The sequence below is a fragment of the Photorhabdus khanii NC19 genome (assembly GCF_000517265.1).
GTDB lineage: Bacteria > Pseudomonadota > Gammaproteobacteria > Enterobacterales > Enterobacteriaceae > Photorhabdus > Photorhabdus khanii.
Map to the genome: position 1 here is coordinate 547,559 of NZ_AYSJ01000014.1, position 20,279 is coordinate 567,837.

Sequence of the window (20,279 nt, forward strand, 5' to 3'; positions counted from 1 at the left end):
TGCTGCTCCCCGTTATATTTTATCTCGTAATTCGCCCTTTATTTTTTCGAAAACAGATTCATCTATGCATAATCCAATATTGCCTTCTGCACTAAAGCATATTAAAGGGCGTTTACTTACTCGTAGAATGAAATATTTGTTTCGTTTCTTTTGGTAATATCCCGACGAATAATGGATGATATGTATACCATTACTGCGATGAAAATCTTCCAGGGAAACGCCTTCTTCCCGGTGCAATGAGGAAATAGCCCATTCATGTGAATATACTCCAGACTTCATCAATAATTTCCCTTCCTTGATCACCGCTTTATTTGACAACAGTTGATAGCCTATAAATAAGGCAATGACCACGAAGAGAGTCGTCGTAATACTTGCCGCCAGTTTATTTGGGTTACTGCTATTAAGCCAGTATGGTACAGGCAGAAAAACCAGGGCGATTAGGACGAACATGGCGACGTTCATTAATATGACTTTGAAGTCTGGATTCAATCCCACGATATTGCTCATGCGGCTGCCATTCCTAAAGATAATTCGGTAAAAAGATGAATCACTTCTTTACGCTCTTCGCGTGTTGCCGGCAGATTGATATAACCACATTTTTGCGCGGCAAACAGGCAAGCGGTGATTTCCCTGCGGATAGCTTCTGTGACCAGGGTGTCCACCATCTTTTGGTTGTTATAGAGCCTGGCAAGATGAAGCGAAGCCGTGCCAGTTGAAAGGTCACTGTGATCGATTTTGGGTAAATAATTTGCCATACATACAGTGACGGCGACTTGCACTGCCAGGCTCAAATAGGCTGCTACATTTACTGCTGCCGCTGCATTCACTGCCGCGACGACTCTGGTGCCGACAGCCACATTAACCGCAGCAACTACGTTTGCCCCTACGACAAGACGGGCAATTTCGATACTGGTATCGTCTTCACTGTTCAAAGGTTCCAGAATTTCCTTCAACCTGATAAGGGGAGGGCTGTTTGTATCTTGAAGTTGGTAGGATTCGATGTGTTCTTTAAAATGTGCAACAAGGCTGGCGTCTTGATTGAGATGATGGTTGATCCGGCTCCTCAGGCTTGAACTTCTTTCGTTTAAACCATAGGCCTTTAGTCGGGAAAATAATTCTTCATAGTCATTGGTTTTTACTGCATTCATCAAATCCTTATCATAAGTGATGAATAACAGTAATTCCTCTGCTGAACCGGGGCTAACGATATTTTTGTCTATGCCAAATTCAGCCAGGACTTTCTCCGGTGATTCCCTGTATTCTAATGCTAAGTTGGGCTGTTGTTTTATGGTTTCCCAAAATCGGTTATAGGTGATGATCTCTTCCCAAACTTCAACCGGGAGTTTCGCGTTTGACATTGACAGCCTTAACTTATTTTCTTCAACCTCTCCTGGAGAGAGCAATGAACGAGGTACGCCAAAGAGGCGATTGCTATCAGCACTGGCATTAACGGTTGGGATGACACTGCCAATAGCTGCTCCGGCTGCTACGCCAATAAATGTACGTCTTTTCATGATTCGTTCCTTTCTAAGTTGACGGAATTCTTTTTCTACTGGGTGCTATATAAGATGAGGTCTAACCTTTTCTTATTAAATTTATTCTCTGCTGAAATAATTTCATATAATAATTATTTGACTAATATTTCTTACCAACGATATTTATCGTAAGTGTATATTGTGATTGCTGTAACAATATTTTGATATTATTCCTAATGCTCAGTGTAATGTTCAGTGGTGAAGCATAGAATAATTGTCCTCGGCGCTATTAAAGGGTGGACGATACTAACTATTAGCTGGATGGTTCAATTTTGCAATATGTTAGTTGATTAAATTTGTATTTTGAGTGTTTAGACTAAATATATCTTATTACAAAATCTGCTTATTTAGAGTCTGCTCACAAAACAGCAGGTGAAAATATTCCTAAAGGAGAATAAAGTATTTCTTTTCCTTGATTACCACCTTATTCAATAAAAATTTGATAGCCGGTAAATACTGATCATGGTGATATTGATGAGTATGACGTTCAGGCCTGGATTCAATTCTGTCGTATTATACGGCTAACGGCTGCTCCCACCGTTATGCTAATAAATGTATGTCGCTGCATTATTACTCCTCAGTTAAGTTAATGGCGTTTTTTTCTGCTGAATAGCAGATCAAATCCAGCCTTTCTTTGGCATTAAATTTCTTCATCACCGGAATAATTTCCCTATGATAGTTATCTAACAAATTCTGGCGTATTCCTTCGTCTTTATGCAGATGGGCACAGGCTTGGCAGGGATGAACGATTTTTTCCAGATTAATGTTGCTATCATGTGGGCGATATTTTTTTAGAATTTTGTACGGCCCTTCTGTTCGCAACCATACTTTCATAAAGTCTTCTTCTTGTCCTTTGAAAAGCTGGGATAAATCGCCTCCCTGCAACCGGCCCAGTTTCATCTCAGGGATATGCTCTAATGTCAGCCCACAGCAGGCGGAGATTTCACCGTGTGGTGTCAGTACGATATTTTCAAAGACCTGATCGCACCCTTTTGTCAGCTGCTCATCCCGGTTTGGAACGTCTTTTCGTTCTTCACTGGTGTCATAGAACGGCATCCATGTGTTGCGTTGTAAGTTAACTTTGTTTTGTTCTTTGAGGCGCTTGATGATCGGATTCTGTGTGATTTGTGTCGCAATGGCAGAATCAGCGGTATCTTGTTCCACGGTAATCAGTGTCGTAATATTTTGCCTGGCTAATGCTTCTGCCGCTGCAACTACGCTGTCGATAGGTATCCATTCACTGTGATCTTTCCCTGTGCTGATATTTATTTCAGTGATACCGGCATCGGTTAAATCTTGTGCGATTTTTTGTGCCTTTTCTCTGTTTTTTCCCCAGTAGCCGTTAGTCACACAGCGAGTGAATAAGCCGTGATCTGAAGCGAAACGAATGGCTTCAATCAGATCTTTACCTAACAGGAAACACTCTCCACCACTGAAGACGACTAACTTTAGCCCCGGGAAATTGGCCTTTGAGTGTGTAATAAATTGCTTAATTTCATCCAGGCTCAGACGCGCTTTCACCGAGGGATTACATTCAAAACAACATTCTTTGCAGGCAGCATTGCAAGTATATGTTGTGATCACGGTGGCAGTATTCGGATATTGTTCCCAATATCCGGTAGGAAAGCATGACATAATTTACACCCTGTTGGATTAAAGGTCAGATGATATTTACTATTATCAGTATTAATTTATTTTGCAATGAATTGGTTAATTGAATTTGTATTTTTGAGTGTTTGGACTAAGTATGAGTTGTTAAAAAACATTTATTTAGAGCTTGCTCACAAAATAGGGGGGTGTTTCTAACGGAGGTAAAGTAAAAATGAGTGACTATCGTTGAAGTATTATATGCTATTTAAGCTGAGAAATTTCTTATAGAAAATCATTTTGGTTATTTTAGTCTCACAAGGTGATTTTATTGATGGCATGCAAGACTATTTCTACAATTTTTTGGCAATAATAGTCCTTTAATCACTAAATTAATTAAAAATATCCATTTATTGAGAGTGTTTATTTTATAAAGAAAAAATATTCCCATTATAAACTTGTTAATTGTCTGAATTAGTAGGAAAATATCGGTTATTTCTGTGATATAAGGAAAAATTGCCCTGGCCTGATGGGATATAGGCTGCTATAGGGTATTGAAGTCTATGAGCCATCTTGATCCGACTTTACTTGTGCTGCTGGTGTTGGCGGCATTGGGTATCATCAGCCACAACATGACCGTCACTCTTGCAATGTTGCTCTTGCTGGTTATCCGTATAACACCGCTAAATCAATTCTTCCCCTGGGTGGAAAAATATGGGTTGACTATCGGTATACTTATTTTGACCGTGGGCGTAATGGCTCCCATCGCCAGCGGGAAAATTACGGTACAAGCGGTTCTTCATTCATTTTTGAATTGGAAATCGTTACTGGCAATAGTAATAGGTGTATTAGTCTCTTGGCTGGGCAGCCGCGGAGTTTCGTTAATGTCTAACCAGCCGTCCACTGTTGCGGGTTTACTGGTGGGAACCGTACTGGGTGTTGCCTTGTTTAAAGGGGTTCCGGTGGGGCCGCTGATTGCTGCCGGGATTTTGTCATTACTGATTGGTAAATCGTAGTCGCTATGTTGCCGGAACTGAGTGCGATACAGGCGGAAATGCAGCGGCAAGGATTGCGTCGCTTATTGGTGTTGAGTGGCAATCATGATTGGTGTTATCAACAGGCTAATGAATTACAGCAGAGATTTGCCGGTGATTGGTTATGGATTTCTTATCGTAAAGAGAAAGCGGTACCACCAGCAAAAGCGGTCAGCTTATTAGGTCAGGAATATCTGCACGGAATATTTGATGCTACCGAAGGTTTTAATGCGGAAGCACTGGCAATATTAGCGGGGACATTGAAGGCCGGCAGTTGGTTGGTAATGATGGTTCCATCGTGGGATCAATGGCGTTATCAACCAGATAAGGATAGCATGCGTTGGAATGAACAATCAGGCGCTATCCTAACTCCGCACTTTATTCAGCATATTCAGCGGCAACTTATTAACGATCCTCAAATTTTGCTATGGCGGCAAAATACTTTTCTTCACCTGCCTGAATTTCCGCAATACAGTGAGTGGCAACTGCCTGATGGCAATCCGACCGTTAGCCAGCATGCCATTTTAGCGCAACTTTTGCGGGCAAATCAGGGGGTATGGGTCATTACGGCACCAAGGGGGCGCGGTAAGTCGACGCTTGCAGGCATGTTAATGCAACAATGGCAAGGGAATAATTGCTGGCTGACGGCACCGGCAAAAGCAACCACTGAAATTATCAGAGGCTATGCGGGTGAAAAAGGGCAATTCTGGGCAGTAGATAATTTGCTGAAATATTGCAGACAAAACCGTGTGTCGGATATTGATTGGTTGCTTATCGACGAAGCCGCAGCTATTCCAACGCCTCAGTTATTTGAGCTGATCAGCTATTTTCCCCGGGTATTATTAACGACAACTGTGCAGGGATATGAAGGTACAGGGCGGGGATTTCTACTTAAATTTTGTGCTGAAATTCCTGATTGTCATATTTTGAATCTGACAGCACCTGTACGTTGGGCTGAGAATGATCCTCTGGAGAACTGGCTGGAAAACGCGTTATTGTTTGAGGATGCTATCCCGGCAAACAATTCTGATAAGGCGATCCGTTATCATATATATCATCAGCAGCAATGGATTAAACAGCCTGAATTGCTGAAACAGTTTTATGGCATATTAACCAGCGCTCATTATAAAACTTCACCTTTGGATTTACGGCGTTTACTTGATGCCAAAGGAATGCAGTTTATCGCAGCGCTTGGGGATAAGACTTTGACAGGGGCTTTGTGGATGGTTGACGAAGGTGGATTGTCGCCTGAGCTGGCCCATGAAGTCTGGGCAGGCAGGCGTCGCCCCAGAGGAAATCTGGTCGCTCAATCGTTAGCGGCCCATAGTGGTTTACCTCAGGCGGCAGTCCTGAAATCTCAACGGATTAGCCGGGTTGCCGTACAGGCTAACAACCGCAGACAGGGTATTGCTCAGGGAATGATCGCGTTTCAGCGGGCAAGGGCAGAAGGACAGGGAATAGATTTTATTTCTGTCAGCTTTGGTTATACCGCTGAACTGTGGGCATTATGGCAAAAATGTGGTTTCCAACTGGTACGTATGGGAACCCATTTGGAAGCCAGTAGCGGTTGTTATACCGCAATGGCGATTTTTCCACTGAGTCAACCGGGGATGGCACTTTGTATTCAGGCACAACAACAATTTGCCCGTGATGCATATTGGCTGGAGTCACAGATTGGGTTCAGCTTGCCTGTTGATGACCAAATTGACCTCCATCTGAATCAGAGTGATTGGCAGGAGCTTGCCGGTTTTGCATTTGCTCACCGGCCATTTTCTGCTTCATTACCGGCTTTGCAACGATTGTTACTGAACAGTGATTCGCCGTTGCCCGCACTGAGAAATCATCTCCAGCAGGAGATGAGTATTGAGCAGTGTGTCACCGCGTTGAAGTTAAGCGGATATAAGGCATTAACATTATTCTGGCGGCAAGAAACCGCACAGGCGTTGGCAAGTCTCGACAAGAAACTGGCTAGGCATTGGCAAGAATGGACTACGGCTTTTTCTGCGGCCAGTCGTCCTTATCATCCCACTTGTCATTAAAATCCCGGTGAGGAGGAAGCTCTGGTTTATTATCCAGAAATTTTTTGACGTCCAGGCGGCGTAATTCTTTAATGGCATTGAGAAGAACGCCAACTAATAAAACTAAAATAATCCACCAATAATCAGCTAACCATTGCATTGGGTTATCTCCTGCGCAGTACCGAGGTAGTTCTCAAATAGATAAGGCAAGTTAGCCGATAACCAGTCAATACCTGCGATATCATGCTGTTGCCATGCATCCAGTAATATCTGTTTAGTCAGCAATTTTTCTAATTGCCCGGATAGTGGCCGGTAACTGATATGCCACGGCTCATAAGCGACACCATCACGCTTACCGACAAAAGGGCGATAAAAACCGAAATGGGCCATATTCTCTGTCAACCAATGTGTTAGCGGTTCAAAGTAACCACCATTTTCATATTCCCAGGGTTCCAGCTGTAATTTCTGGTTTTCCGGCAGCATCGTTGGATCATAAATATCCAGGTCAGTTCCCCAATGATGGCGGCTGGCACCGGGCAGGGCCGACCAGCGGAGAATAGCCTGACAAAGTTCTCCTTCTGTTAATTGGGTGATATCCATTGGTTGGCTGTTTTCATCCAATACCGGGTGTTCGCCACGGAATTTGCCATTCCAAATAGTCTGTTGACGCTGGAAATCACGGAATGTGCTGGCAGGTTGCAGATTAATTCCCGCATTTGCTGCTGCTTGCTGCATGGAAAGAAAAGATTTTACTGCTTCTGGTTGTAATCGGTGATTGCCAGAGAGAGAAATCAAGTGCCCGGTAGCCAGGCCAGTTAACATATTTGCGGTTATCACTAGATAAGTTGCTCCATAACGCGCTGATAAATCCGGCTGAGTTGTTGCAGATCTGCGGCACTGACGGATTCATTAACTTTATGAATTGTTGCGTTGAGTGGCCCCAGCTCGATAATCTGAGCGCCCATCTGAGCAATAAACCGCCCATCTGATGTGCCACCACTGGTAGATAATTCAGGCTTATAGCCGCAATAATGGTCTATTGCCTGTACGACGGCATTAACTAACTCGCCTTTGGCAGTCAGAAAAGGCTGGCCTGACAATATCCACTCAATCGTAAAATTCAGATCGTGATTTTTCAGGATTGTCTCAACCTGTTCACGGATTTGGTTATCGGTCAGTTCCGTACTGAAACGGAAATTAAATTGAACCTGCAAATTCCCTGGGATCACGTTATGACTGCCGGTTCCCGCATGAATATTGGCAATTTGCATACTGGTTGCCGGGAAAAATTCATTTCCTTTATCCCACTGGGTGTTGACCAGCTCTTGTAAGGCCGGCAGGGCCCGGTGGATTGGGTTATCAGCCAAATGCGGATAGGCAACGTGGCCTTGAATACCCTGTACAGTCAGATTAGCCGTCAGGGAACCGCGCCGGCCATTTTTCACCATATCGCCAAGGTGATGCTGACTGGACGGTTCACCAATCAGACAATAATCCAGCCGTTCATGACGGGATATCAAGGCTTCAACCACTTTAACTGTGCCATGGGTGGCTTTTGCTTCCTCATCTGAGGTAATAAGAAAGGCCAGGCGACCACTGTGGTTGGGGTAATTGGCAACAAATCGTTCAGCCGCGACAATCATGGCAGCCAGCGAGCCTTTCATATCTGCCGCGCCCCGGCCATATAACATGCCATTACGAATAGTCGGCTCAAAAGGGGGTTGTTCCCATTGAGATTCGTCGCCCGCAGGGACAACATCAGTATGTCCGGCAAAAGCTAACGTTGGGCCTGTGCCGCGATAGGCCCAGAAATTGTTTGTGTCGCCGAAAGGCATCCGTTCAATGGTGAAGCCAATGGCTTGCAGACGGGCGATCATAATATCCTGGCAACCTTTATCATCCGGGCTGACAGAGGGGCGTTTTATCAGTTGTTGTGCAAGTTCAATTACAGGACAAGTCATTTCAGAGTGCCTCAGCAAAAAATTGCTGATATTCATCTGCCTTATAACCCAGCAGGCAGTCACCTTTTGCAGAAATTAACAGTGGACGTTTGATAATTGCCGGTTGTTCCAGCATCAACGCTTTTGCTGTTTCAGCATTATTGATTGTCGCGCGTTGTTGATCACTCAATTTACGCCAGGTTGTACCACGGGTGTTAATTAATGGTTCCCAGCCAAGTTTGTCAATAAATGACTGCAAAAGCACGGCATCTAATCCATCAACACGATAATCATGAAACAGGTAAGCGATTTCCTGCTCTTCCAGCCAACGACGGGCTTTCTTCATGGTGTCACAATTCTTGATCCCATAGAGAGTAAAAACAGGCTGAGAAGATTTATCCGACATAACTAAGAGATCCTTAAAAAAGAATTTAAATACCTTAACATAATGCTGGAAAATACCTGTTTTTTCTAGATGATGTCCTGATTTTTATTATCTGGGATATCAAAAGGGGGGAACGTAATTCTTATCGGCCTGTCATCATAGCGATAAGAGCCGACCTCCGGCAATAAACCCAAGAGGGCGGCTCAGGAAAAACATTAAGCTACGCCATTTTTCCTGTGTTGCAGATACATAATTGTTGCAGCCAGGCGGGAACGTACGTTTAGTTTTTTTAACAAGTTTCTGATGTGTACTTTCACCGTTTCTTCGGAAATAAAGAGGACATCAGCAACTTCCTTATTGGTCATGCCACTGGAAACTTCTTTTAAGACATCTAATTCACGCTTGGTCAATTCAGATAAAGGATCAACATGTTTATGGCGGTTAGCCAGATGTTGATATATTTTTTCACTAAAGACAGTTTGCCCTCGGGCTGCGTGACGAATACTGCTTAATAGCGAATCTAAGTCACTGTCTTTCAGTAAATAGCCATTGGCTCCTGCGTCAATGGCTGCGTAAACATCATTCCGGTCATCTGAAACAGATAATACCAGGACATAAGAGTTGATCCCTTTTCTACGAATAGATTTAATCGTATCCACGCCAGAAAGACCATTCATATTGAGATCTATCATAATGACATCAGGTTTCAGTTTGCATGCAATGTTTATTGCTTCTTCACCATTGTCAGCCTCTGCTGTTACGGTAAGCGCTCGATCGAGCTCTACAATCTGTTTCAAGCCATGGCGAATGAGAGGGTGGTCATCAACTATCATCACTGAATGGTTATACATTTTCCTTCTCCCTAAAAGATTAAAGCCACGAAATGCACGATTAAAAGGCAGTAATGAATGGGTCTGCCCTAAATTAAATTACTATGAAAAAATTTACTCAAAACCGATTGATTTACAGAATTGATAGCTCTGTAAGTCCAGAAAGCACATCCTGATATAAAAATATAAATAGCGCAAATTAGTTTGATAAGTAAAAAAAGAAGATGAGTAATTTTCACCAAAAACATATAACATTGATGTGAAAAATAATATTGTAAATCAATTTGTTATAAATATAATTATTAGATTTGTTTTCTTTTATAAAATTTATTTTAATTGAATTTATATTGAGAGTTTTTATTAGTTATAATTATCATGGTTATTATAACTCAAATAATATTATATAAATTATAATGTTTATTTATTGATGTTCCCATACTCAGTCGGTGGTATTGATAGGTAAATTTGGTCGTGTTTTTTGTGAGCAAAAAAGTGCTAATTTATGGGTAAAATGCTGTCAATGTTATGATTTAGCACACAGTACCCATTATACTGGTCCCGCTCTTACTCCAGATAATGTATATAAAGGATCCGACGATGGATGAAAAATTAAAACAGAGTGCATTGGATTTTCACCAGTTTCCACAACCAGGGAAAATCACGATTACTCCAACTAAGCCTCTGACAACTCAGCGGGATTTGGCCTTAGCTTATTCACCAGGTGTTGCCGCGCCTTGTCTGGAAATTGCAGAAGATCCATTAGCGGCTTACAAATATACTGCGCGTGGCAATCTTGTCGCTGTGATTTCTAATGGTACTGCGGTTTTAGGGTTGGGGAATATTGGTGCACTGGCAGGTAAGCCAGTGATGGAAGGAAAAGGCGTACTGTTTAAAAAATTCTCAGGTATTGATGTATTTGATATCGAAGTTGATGAGTCTGATCCTGATAAATTAATTGATATTATTGCGGCACTGGAGCCGACTTTTGGGGGAATTAACCTCGAAGATATCAAAGCACCGGAATGTTTTTATATTGAAAAAAAACTCCGGGAAAAAATGAATATTCCGGTATTCCATGATGACCAGCATGGCACCGCGATTATTTGTACCGCGGCTGTTCTGAATGGCTTGCGAATTATGAAAAAAGAGATTTCAGACGTTCGTCTGGTGGTTTCTGGTGCAGGTGCTGCATCAATTGCCTGTATGAACTTGTTGGTTGCGCTTGGATTGAAACGTGAAAATATCGTGGTATGTGACTCTAAAGGGGTTATTTATCGTGGCCGCGATGAAAATATGGAAGAAACTAAAGCAGCCTATGCGATTGAAGACAATGGCTGCCGTACATTAGGTGATGCTATCCCTGGTGCGGATGTTTTCCTCGGATGTTCCGGGCCGGGCGTATTGACTCAGGACATGGTGAAAACCATGGCGAAAGATCCCCTCATCATGGCGCTGGCAAACCCTGAGCCAGAAATTCTGCCGCCATTGGCTAAACAGGTTCGCCCTGATGCGATCATTTGTACCGGTCGCTCTGATTATCCGAATCAGGTTAATAATGTTCTCTGTTTCCCATTTATTTTCCGTGGTGCACTGGATGTGGGTGCGACAACCATCAATGAAGAGATGAAACTGGCTTGTGTTCACGCTATTGCTGATTTGGCGATGGCAGAACAGAGTGAAGAAGTGGCTTCTGCTTATAATGATCAGGATCTGTTTTTTGGCCCGGAATATATTATTCCCAAGCCATTTGATCCACGTCTGATTGTTAAAATTGCCCCGGCAGTGGCTAAAGCCGCAATGGATTCCGGCGTGGCAACCCGCCCGATTGAAGACTTTAGTGCGTATATAGAGAAACTGAATGAGTTTGTCTATAAAACAAACTTGTTTATGAAACCTATTTTTTCTCAGGCCAAAAAAGCGGAAAAACGGATTGTTTTGGCTGAAGGGGAAGAAGTGCGTGTATTGCATGCGACTCAAGAGCTGATCTCTCTTGGATTGGCTTATCCGATCCTGATTGGCCGCCCCAGTGTTATCGAAAAGCGTATCCAGAAACTGGGGCTGCATATTGAAGCAGGTAAAGATTTTGAGGTCGTCAATAATGAGAACGATCCACGCTTCAAAAAATACTGGCAAGAATATCACCAGATTATGAAACGTCGTGGCGTTTCCACGGAACAGGCGCGCCGTGCAGTCATTGGTAATCCAACCTTGATTGGGGCAATTATGGTGCTGCGTGGGGAGGCTGATGGCCTGATTTGTGGCACTGTGGGCAGTTACAGTGAACATTATGATGTGGTGAAAAATGTCTTTGGTTTCCGTGATGGGGTTCATACTGCGGGTGCAATGAACGCATTACTCTTGCCAAGTGGTAATACTTTTATCGCTGATACCTATGTCAATAATGATCCAACACCTGAACAATTGGCTGAGATTACGCTCATGGCCGCAGAAAGTGTTCGCCGTTTTGGTATTGAACCAAAAGTTGCGTTGCTTTCTCATTCAAGTTTTGGTTCTGCGGATTGTCTCTCAGCCCAGAAAATGCGCCGGACGCTGGAATTGGTCAACAAAATGTCACCTTCACTTGAAATTGATGGTGAAATGCATGGTGATGCAGCGTTGGTTGAAAGTATTCGCCGTGACATCATGCCGGATAGCCCACTTAAGGGGGCGGCAAATCTGTTGATTATGCCAAATATGGAATCCGCCCGGATCAGTTATAACCTGCTACGTGTCACCAGTTCTGAAGGGGTTACCGTTGGCCCGGTACTGATGGGCGTTGCAAAACCGGTACATATTCTGACGCCAATTGCTTCTGTACGCCGTATCGTCAATATGGTCGCTTTGGCCGCCGTTGAAGCGCAGACTCATCCGTTGTAATACCAATGGGTTAAACCGGGCCCGGCTCTCTGGAAGGAGCCGGGCCCGGTTATTGTAAATAATTCTTATTATCTATATGATGCGGAAAAATATTATATGGATAACGGACATTATGACATTTCTCACCTTTGTAAAATCTTTTCTGATTATCTGTGGCTTACTTATCTTATCCGGGTGTGCATCTGTACAACAAAAGCCCACTCCCCAAGTGCTTTCACCCGAACTGACTCAGCAAGGGATGGTTGTCGATCTTAAAACAGGCAACGCTCTTACTCCTGATGAATTAATCAACCAATTGGCATCACATCAGCGGATCATTGTGGGTGAAAAACACGATAACCTACACCATCATCAGATTGAGCTTTGGCTGGTTCAGCAACTTCGTCTTAAAAGAGAACATGGTGCGGTTTTGCTAGAAATGATTAACCCTGATCAGCAGGAAAAAGTGAATAAAGTTAAAAGTTGGTTGCAAACTAAACCTAGTGTGCGTGAAAGCCGCATAAAAGAGTTGCTGGCATGGCACGATGGCTGGCCGTGGCAGTTGTATGGCGGGTTGGTCATGGAGCTTATGCAGCAGCCTTATCCGTTACTGTTTGCAAACTTGAATCGCAGTGAAGTTAAAGCTGCTTGCTGCAACCCACCGGTTCTCCAGGGAGAAATTTCCGTCGCCAAAAATGTAAAATCGCGGATTGAAGCGACGATTAAAGAGGCTCATGGTGGTGAAATAACAGCACGCCAATTATCTGTTATGACAACTATTCAGCAAATGCGGGATCGCCGAATGGCAGAGCAGCTACTTAAAGCCCCGACGCCTGCCACATTGATTGCGGGGGCATACCATGCAACGAAAATAATGGGTGTTCCTTTACATGTTAAGGATCTGTCACCACAAGAGGATCTGGTGGTGCTGATTATGGCTGAAAAAGGCAATGTATTGGACAGTCAACATGCAGACTATATCTGGTATACACCAGCAAAAAAACCATAGATATTTTAAGTAAATGATGGTTTCTTTCCGGTAGTTAAAGGGCCTTGGCACATGGATGTGCGCAAGTTAACGATATATATAAAAATAATTTTCATTAGCATATGAAATTAATTATCATTACTAAATGATAATTAAAATTATGCGCTGTAATCCATGTTGACGCTGACAAACCCCATCTTTCAAACAAGTCATTTCAAAAAAGGGCTTGTTTTTGCTATTGCTGCTCACCTCATTTGGATTGTGTGGGTTATCTATCAGCCAGAAGAAATCCCTGATGAACTGATGCCACCTCCAGCCGTGATGATGGAATTTTCATTACTGACAGAAGCGACACATCAAGTACAGAAACAACCTATTGGTATTGAACAGCAGATTTCTGTTGCCAGCCGGCAACAGGAAAGTGCGGTTAATGAGATGAAAACACCTGAGCTGATTAAAAATGAGCAGGCTCAAATACTGGTGCATAAGCCTAAAAAACAGAAAAAGAACCCGGAAGAGTTTAAGAAAACACCGCCAGTGAAGCGGCAGCAGGCAGAGGAAGAGAGTGAAAAGTCTCAGAGTAGTGCAGCCAGGGTAAGCAGTACTGCCACGTCGGCTAATTTGACTTCGCGGGTTGCCGCCTCTTATGACAGTGATTCAAATGTTGTCGTTGATGCGGATGCTTTATGGCGGGCTGAGGTTATCGGGCATTTGAACCGTTATAAACGTTATCCTGAGGATGCACAGAGAAGAAACCGCACTGGCCGGCCTACCGTCAGATTTACCATTAATAAGCAAGGTTATGTCACTAACAGCGATTTAGTCCGTCGTTCAGGTACCCATTCTCTGGACAGGGAAGCGAAGCAAGTTCTGGCGAGAGCGCAGCCATTACCGATTCCTCCTGATAGCGTTTTAAAAGGCAGTGAAATTACGATAGAACTGCCGATTGATTTTAATTTAACTAATCGAATCTTTTAGCGATTTAAGGACAGCAGTATGTTAAGGCAGCAAGCGCGGTTTGCCCTGAAAACTAAAGGGCTGTTATTAACGTTTTTATTGAGCGGCTGGTTGAATTCTGCCGCCGCAGAAGGAGAAATTATGCCACCAAAGGCCATGAAACAACCACATCAGATGACGATTCACGGTGATACCCGTACAGATGACTATTACTGGATGCGGGATGATAATCGTCAGGATCAAAAAATCATTGATTATCTGACAGCCGAAAATAAATACACCGAACAGATGCTGAAACCCGGAGAGCCATTGCGGGATACATTATATGAAGAAATGGTCGGCAGGATGAAACAGGATGATCAGTCTGTACCTTATACTTATAATGGGTATATTTATCGTACCGTCTATGAAGCGGGAAAAGATTTCCCGATTTATCAGCGTAAACCTGTTGATGGCTTATCAGACTGGCAGGTTCTGGTTGATGGTAATGAAAGAGCTAAAGGTCACGAATATTATCAACTGGGTCATTTTGCTATCTCTCTGGATAATAAACGTATTGCAATTGCTGAGGATACCCAAGGGCGTCGTAATTATCAGATCTCTTTTAAAAATATCGCTGATAACCAGTGGAATAATGGTGTAATAGAAAATACTTCCGGCAACATTGTTTGGGCAAATGACAGCAATACACTGTTTTATGTGCGCAGGCATTTACAGACTTTATTACCATATCAGGTATTTCGTCACCAATATGGTACAGATACCACCGAAGACCAGAAAATATATCAGGAAGAAGATGAGCGTTTTTATTTAGATATAGAGAAAAGCTCCTCCCGTGATTATATTATGTTGTCGGTAATCAGTAATTCGACTTCTGAATATTTGCTGATTGACGCGAATAAACCACAAGCTGAACTCCAGGTGTTTTCTCCCCGTCAAGAAGGCCGGGAATATTATATTGACCATTTCCGTGGCCATTTTTACATTCGCTCAAATCATGAAAGCGCAACTTATGGGCTTTATCAAACTGATGCCATAAATACGCCGTGGAAAACAGTGATTGCTCCGCAACAGGAGACGGATCTTGAAGATTTTGCACTGTTTAATAACGGGTTGGTCGTTCAGGAGCGAACGAAAGGATTGCCGACAATTCGTCAGATTAATTGGGAAACCGATCAGGAAAAACAGATTAAGTTTGATGATCCAAGTTATATGGCATGGATTGATTACAACCCTGAACCTGATACCGATGTTGTGCGTTATGGTTATTCATCCATGACAACACCAAGCTCAACATTCCAGTGGAATATGAAAACCGGTGAGCGGGAATTACTTAAACAGCAGGAAGTTAAAGGCTTCGATAAACATCATTATGAGAGTCAGCGTATTTGGGTGAAAGCCCGTGATGGCGTGGAAGTTCCTGTTTCTTTAGTTTATCGTAAGTCACTGTTCAAAAAAGGCCAGAACCCGATCCTGATATATGGTTATGGGGCTTATGGTATCAGTATGGACCCTTCATTCAGTTCACCACGATTGAGTTTATTAGATCGGGGTTTTGTTTACGCGCTGGTACATGTGCGTGGTGGCGGTGAATTGGGTAAAAAATGGTATTTGCAAGGTAAAGTCGAAAATAAAATGAATAGTTTTACTGACTTTATTGATGTGACCAAAGCACTGATTGCTCAGAAATATGGTGACAGCAAACGGGTTTATGCGATGGGAGGCAGTGCCGGTGGTTTGCTGATGGGGACGGTGATTAATCAGGCTCCGGAATTATATCGTGGTGTGGTTGCTCAGGTGCCATTTGTTGATGCGGTTACCACCATGCTTGATCCTTCTATTCCATTGACAGTAGGAGAATATGAAGAGTGGGGTAACCCGGAAAATAAAGAAGATTATCTTCGGATTAAATCATATAGCCCGTATGACAATATAAAGCATCAGCGCTATCCAAACTTATTAGTCACAAGTGGATTTCATGATTCACAGGTTCAATATTGGGAACCGACTAAATGGGTAGCAAAATTACGGGATATGAAAAAAGGTGACTCTATTTTATTATTGGAAACCAATATGAGTGCCGGGCATGGCGGTAAATCAGGCCGCTTTAACCGACTGAAAGACACCGCACTGGATTACAGTTTTATTTTGATGCTGGATGATGCTAAGAAATATTTTCCACAATTAAAAGATAACTGAAAGAAATTATAAATATAAGTTTCTATTAAAAGCACTGATAATTATTTATCAGTGCTAAATATTTCTATTGTTTTTTTGAAAACGGGATGTAAGCAAATATTTATTTGTATGCAATTGGGATGATTGAAATGAAAATAATGACAAAAATAGCAGGGGCCAGCGTTGTTTTTATTGGGCTTCAAGGACTTGCGTATGGTGAGGAAAAGCAAGAGGGGAAATCAGATAAGGTGCTGAAATTCAGTAGCCTTAAGGTTTCAGGTTCACAGGATAATGCTGAAGTGCGGGCAATGGAAAAACCCGGTTCTTACAGTTCTAAAGGTGAAGATACTAAACTTCAGTCAATAGATAGTCTATTACGCAGTATGCCAGGAACCTATACTCAAATAGATCCGGGGCAGGGAACGGTGAGTGTGAATATTCGCGGACTAAGTGGCTTTGGGCGAGTGAATATGATGGTTGATGGTGTTAGCCAAAGTTTTTATGGTTCAGCGCCTACCAGCGTAATACATGGTAATAGTAATAATAACCAGTTCGGTACATTAATTGATCCTAACTTTATTGTGGGGATGGATATTAGCCGAGGCCAATCTGATGGCTCTGATAGTGTCAACGCATTAGCGGGCAGTGCTAATTTCCGTACAATTGGTATTGATGATGTGATATTCAGTGGCAATACACTGGGAACTCGTACAAAAATGACCTATGGAGATAATGGCATTGGTCGTAGCGGAATGATAGCCATTGCTGGTAAAACCCAGGCTTTTAGTTCTGAAGGGTCAATCGGTGCTATGTTGGCCGCCAGTGGGCATTCTATTGATGCTAATTATAAAAACGGTGATGGAATATTAAGTGATGAATTTGCTACGGATGAATCTTTTAAACAGAAACCCAATTCGCAATTAATGAAGTTAAATATTAAGCCAAATGATTTTCATGATATGGAACTGAGTAGTCGTTTTTATCACAATAAATTTACCCGTCGCCATATTGATAATGAGGATATTTATTTTAAGTATAATTATAAACCATTCAGTGAATGGGTTGATATGAAATTATTGGTTAGTTCCAGTGAAAGCAATCAGAACTATGAAAGTAACGCACTTCTTATCTTGTCAAATAGTAAAACTAAAAACAAATCAAATGCCGTTAATATCAGTAATACCAGTCGTTTCAATTATGGAGATATAGATTTTGAATTGATATTCGGTAGCAAACTGATGAAAACTGAATATAGTAAGACAACTGATACTAAATACACAGGTAATAAAGGTAATAATGAGGAAGAAGCTAAAGCAAATGAAAAAATAGATCACGATGCAAAAGAGAATAATGTTTTCGCACCAAAAGGTAAACAGGATATTGCCAGTATTTATAGTGGGTTGAAGATTAGTCGGGGTATTTACCAAGCTAATATTAATCTTAACTATATGGATTATAATGTAAAAGGCCATAAACCGGCTTGTGAGTTACGAGTTAACTGTTTTCCTCAAGGCGAAACCGAATTGAATTTGAAAGAGAATGGGTTTAATCCGGGTATTTTGCTGTCAGCGGAGATCATTCCTGAATTCGAGCCTTTTGTCAGTTATACCCGTTCAATGAGAGCGCCAAATGTGCAAGAAGTTTTCTATGGAAATGAAGGCGGTGCATCCATTAACCCATTCCTGAAAGGGGAAAAATCGGACACTTATCAAATCGGTTTTAACAGTTTCCGTCCTGATCTGTTGGTGAAAGGAGATATTTTCCGTCTGAAAGCTGTTTGGTATCACACTAAAATTAAAAATTACATCAATAATGAATCATATACTTTGTGCAAAAACGGTAGGAAATGCAAATATTCAACATTGACAAAAGAAGATTGGAAATATGTTGATGTTAACTTTAATATGTATATCTATAGCAATAGCATAACCCCGGTAATAATGCGTGGCTATGAAGTTTCTGCTGATTATGATGCCGGTATATTTTACAGTAAGCTGTCTTATAGCCAGCAAAAAACACACCAACCAACGTCTATTTCTACCGCGATTTTTGGTGCAGATCCTGTTTCGGAATTACCTAAAAATTTTATGACCTTGGATACAGGGATCCGCTTATTGGACGAAAAACTTAGTATCGGGGCAATAGTTAAATATACGGGGGATTCCTATAAGATGGATAGAGACCCATATAATCAGGATGCTGATGGGCGAACATTGATGCAAAAAGAGCAAAAAATCCCAACTGTGTTCGATCTTTATAGTGATTATCGGATAAATAAAAATGTGTTGCTGAAATTCTCAGTACAAAACTTGACAAACAGAAACTATTCTGAAGCACTTAATCGCTTAAGTTCTGCTCCAGTTATCGATGAGCTAACTTTAGTTGATCAAACCGCCCGAGGCCGGACTTATATTGCAGGAGCAGAAATCCGTTTCTGATATAAAATAAGTGGCAAGGAATGCCACTATTTCTGACTTGCTGATCGTTTTTTACGTTCTTTCTTAATTTTAATCACTTCACTCTCAATCCATCCATCTTGTAACCGGGTTCTCAAAGTATCACCAACATGGACTTGTTTGGTTTGTTTCAGTAATTTTCCATCAGGGGCTTCGCTGATGCTGTAACCACGGGCCAGTGTTGCCAGTGGGCTGACGGCTTCCATTCGTGAACAGGAGACAGCAAATTTTTCTCTGGAACGGCTGATTTGTCGTTCGATTGTTTGTCTTAGCCGAAAATATTGTTGCTGAACCTGTTGGCTATACTGACGGATCTGCTGACTGGGTTCTGAATACCAGAGCCGTTGTTGCAATTTCTCATAAGCCAGATCGCTTTGTCGCAAATGTCGTTGCAAGCTGTCAGTGAGCCGTTGGCGTAAACTGACCAGTAAGTTTTGCTGACGCGCCAACCGTAAATGAGGGTGCTGCTGCTGTAAACGGTGAGATAACAGGCTGAAAACCTGCTGTTTCTGTGCAAAGAAGTAATCCATTACCATTTCCAATCGCTGTTGTTGTGACTGGATTTGACGTAACAATTCGAGCTGATTACGGCTGACCAATTCAGCGGCTGCTGATGGTGTCGAGGCCCGCAAATCTGCCACGAAATCAGCAATGGTAACATCCGTTTCATGGCCTACTGCACTGACTATCGGAATATCACTGTGAAAAATTGCTCTGGCGACACGTTCATCATTGAAACTCCATAAATCTTCCAACGAACCACCACCGCGCCCGACGATCAATACATCACATTCCTGCCTTTCATTAGCTAATTCGATCGCCCGAATAATCTGTAGTGGTGCTTCGGTTCCTTGAACGGCTGTTGGATAAATGACGATTGGCAATGAGGGATCACGGCGTTGCAAAATATTTAGAATATCATGCAGGGCGGCACCACTGGCGGATGTAATCACCCCAAGCTGTTGAGCCGGAGAGGGAAGGGGTTTCTTATGACTCTGAGCAAATAATCCTTCGTCACTGAGTTTCTGTTTCAATAATTCAAACTGTTGCTGTAACAGGCCATCACCGGCGGGTTGCATACTTTCAACAATAAGCTGATAGTCCCCCCTGGGTTCATAAAGCGTAATTGCCGCGCGAACTAAAACCTGCTGACCATTTTGTGGCTTGAATGTCACCCGTTGATTACTACTGCGAAACATGGCGGCCCGCACCTGAGCACGTTCATCTTTCAGGGTGAAATACCAGTGGCCGGAGGAGGGTTGAGAAAAATTCGATATTTCAGCACTCAACCAAATTCTGCCCATTTCCATTTCGAGCAGTTGACGGACAGTCTGATTGAGGCGACTGACAGAAAAAATTCCAGTGTTAGAAGGTAGTGACATGTGAGCCAGATCAAATTCCAAAACAAGGGTTTAATTCACCGATACTAACGTTCGTTATGAAGTAAGCAAGAAATTTTTTAATAAAATGCTGGAGGCAACCGATTACGTTCTGTATAATGCCGCGGCAATATTT

General features: G+C 42.4%; 16 protein-coding genes. 7 read left to right on the forward strand and 9 right to left on the reverse strand.

The genetic code is table 11. The features are described 5' to 3' along the window. Positions 1-12: 12 nt before the first annotated feature. From PTE_RS17940 to PTE_RS17950, 3 genes are all read right to left on the reverse strand, one after another. Entirely contained in the window at positions 13-507 is a 495-nt protein-coding gene (locus PTE_RS17940; RefSeq protein WP_036849372.1) for a hypothetical protein, read from the reverse strand. Further along, on the reverse strand, positions 504-1,514 hold the full coding sequence (locus PTE_RS17945; RefSeq protein WP_036849374.1) for a hypothetical protein: 1,011 nt from the start codon (positions 1,512-1,514) through the stop codon (positions 504-506). Before PTE_RS17945 ends, PTE_RS17940 begins: the two co-directional genes overlap by 4 nt. A 591-nt stretch (positions 1,515-2,105) precedes the next feature. Then, positions 2,106-3,170: a radical SAM protein gene (locus PTE_RS17950; RefSeq protein ID WP_036849375.1), complete on the reverse strand. Its 1,065-nt coding sequence runs from the start codon at positions 3,168-3,170 to the stop codon at positions 2,106-2,108. A 515-nt stretch (positions 3,171-3,685) separates the two neighbouring features. Here PTE_RS17950 and PTE_RS17955 point away from each other — a divergent pair. Next, positions 3,686-4,138, forward strand: coding sequence for a DUF441 domain-containing protein (locus PTE_RS17955; protein WP_036849376.1), 453 nt, complete (start codon positions 3,686-3,688; stop codon positions 4,136-4,138). Positions 4,139-4,143: 5 nt separating this feature from the next. Next, positions 4,144-6,195 (forward strand): tRNA(Met) cytidine acetyltransferase TmcA, encoded by a 2,052-nt coding sequence (locus PTE_RS17960; RefSeq protein ID WP_036849378.1) that lies wholly within the window; start codon positions 4,144-4,146, stop codon positions 6,193-6,195. Here the strand turns inward: PTE_RS17960 and PTE_RS17965 are convergent. From PTE_RS17965 to PTE_RS17985, 5 genes are all read right to left on the reverse strand, one after another. Beyond that, on the reverse strand, positions 6,146-6,334 hold the full coding sequence (locus PTE_RS17965) for a YpfN family protein (protein ID WP_036849379.1): 189 nt from the start codon (positions 6,332-6,334) through the stop codon (positions 6,146-6,148). The genes PTE_RS17960 and PTE_RS17965 overlap by 50 nt on opposite strands. Then, positions 6,322-7,011, reverse strand: coding sequence for a M15 family metallopeptidase (locus PTE_RS17970; protein WP_036849381.1), 690 nt, complete (start codon positions 7,009-7,011; stop codon positions 6,322-6,324). The genes PTE_RS17965 and PTE_RS17970 overlap by 13 nt, the downstream gene beginning before the upstream one ends. Continuing rightward, positions 7,011-8,135, reverse strand: a complete 1,125-nt coding sequence (gene dapE, locus PTE_RS17975) for a succinyl-diaminopimelate desuccinylase (RefSeq protein ID WP_036849384.1) — start codon at positions 8,133-8,135, stop codon at positions 7,011-7,013. Before dapE ends, PTE_RS17970 begins: the two co-directional genes overlap by 1 nt. Position 8,136: 1 nt before the next feature. Continuing rightward, positions 8,137-8,520 (reverse strand): ArsC family reductase, encoded by a 384-nt coding sequence (locus tag PTE_RS17980; RefSeq protein ID WP_036849386.1) that lies wholly within the window; start codon positions 8,518-8,520, stop codon positions 8,137-8,139. A gap of 194 nt (positions 8,521-8,714) precedes the next feature. Further along, a complete protein-coding gene (locus PTE_RS17985) occupies positions 8,715-9,350 on the reverse strand; it encodes a response regulator (protein WP_011146941.1) in 636 nt (211 codons plus the stop codon). Between the two features lie 576 nt (positions 9,351-9,926). Between PTE_RS17985 and maeB the strand changes: the two genes are divergently transcribed. From maeB to PTE_RS18010, 5 genes are all read left to right on the forward strand, one after another. Then, positions 9,927-12,206, forward strand: a complete 2,280-nt coding sequence (maeB, locus tag PTE_RS17990; RefSeq protein ID WP_036849387.1) for an NADP-dependent oxaloacetate-decarboxylating malate dehydrogenase — start codon at positions 9,927-9,929, stop codon at positions 12,204-12,206. Positions 12,207-12,318: 112 nt separating this feature from the next. After that, positions 12,319-13,194, forward strand: coding sequence for a ChaN family lipoprotein (locus PTE_RS17995; RefSeq protein WP_036849389.1), 876 nt, complete (start codon positions 12,319-12,321; stop codon positions 13,192-13,194). Between the two features lie 153 nt (positions 13,195-13,347). Then, positions 13,348-14,151 (forward strand): energy transducer TonB, encoded by an 804-nt coding sequence (locus tag PTE_RS18000; protein WP_036849391.1) that lies wholly within the window; start codon positions 13,348-13,350, stop codon positions 14,149-14,151. 120 nt (positions 14,152-14,271) lie between these two features. After that, a complete protein-coding gene (locus PTE_RS18005; protein ID WP_036849603.1) occupies positions 14,272-16,329 on the forward strand; it encodes a S9 family peptidase in 2,058 nt (685 codons plus the stop codon). A gap of 128 nt (positions 16,330-16,457) precedes the next feature. Then, positions 16,458-18,746 carry a TonB-dependent receptor domain-containing protein gene (locus PTE_RS18010; protein ID WP_036849604.1) on the forward strand — a complete coding sequence of 763 codons (2,289 nt, stop codon included), beginning with the start codon at positions 16,458-16,460 and terminating at the stop codon, positions 18,744-18,746. A 26-nt stretch (positions 18,747-18,772) separates the two neighbouring features. Here PTE_RS18010 and xseA read toward each other — a convergent pair whose 3' ends face one another. Further along, positions 18,773-20,146, reverse strand: coding sequence for an exodeoxyribonuclease VII large subunit (gene xseA / locus PTE_RS18015; protein WP_036849393.1), 1,374 nt, complete (start codon positions 20,144-20,146; stop codon positions 18,773-18,775). Positions 20,147-20,279 lie beyond the last annotated feature (133 nt).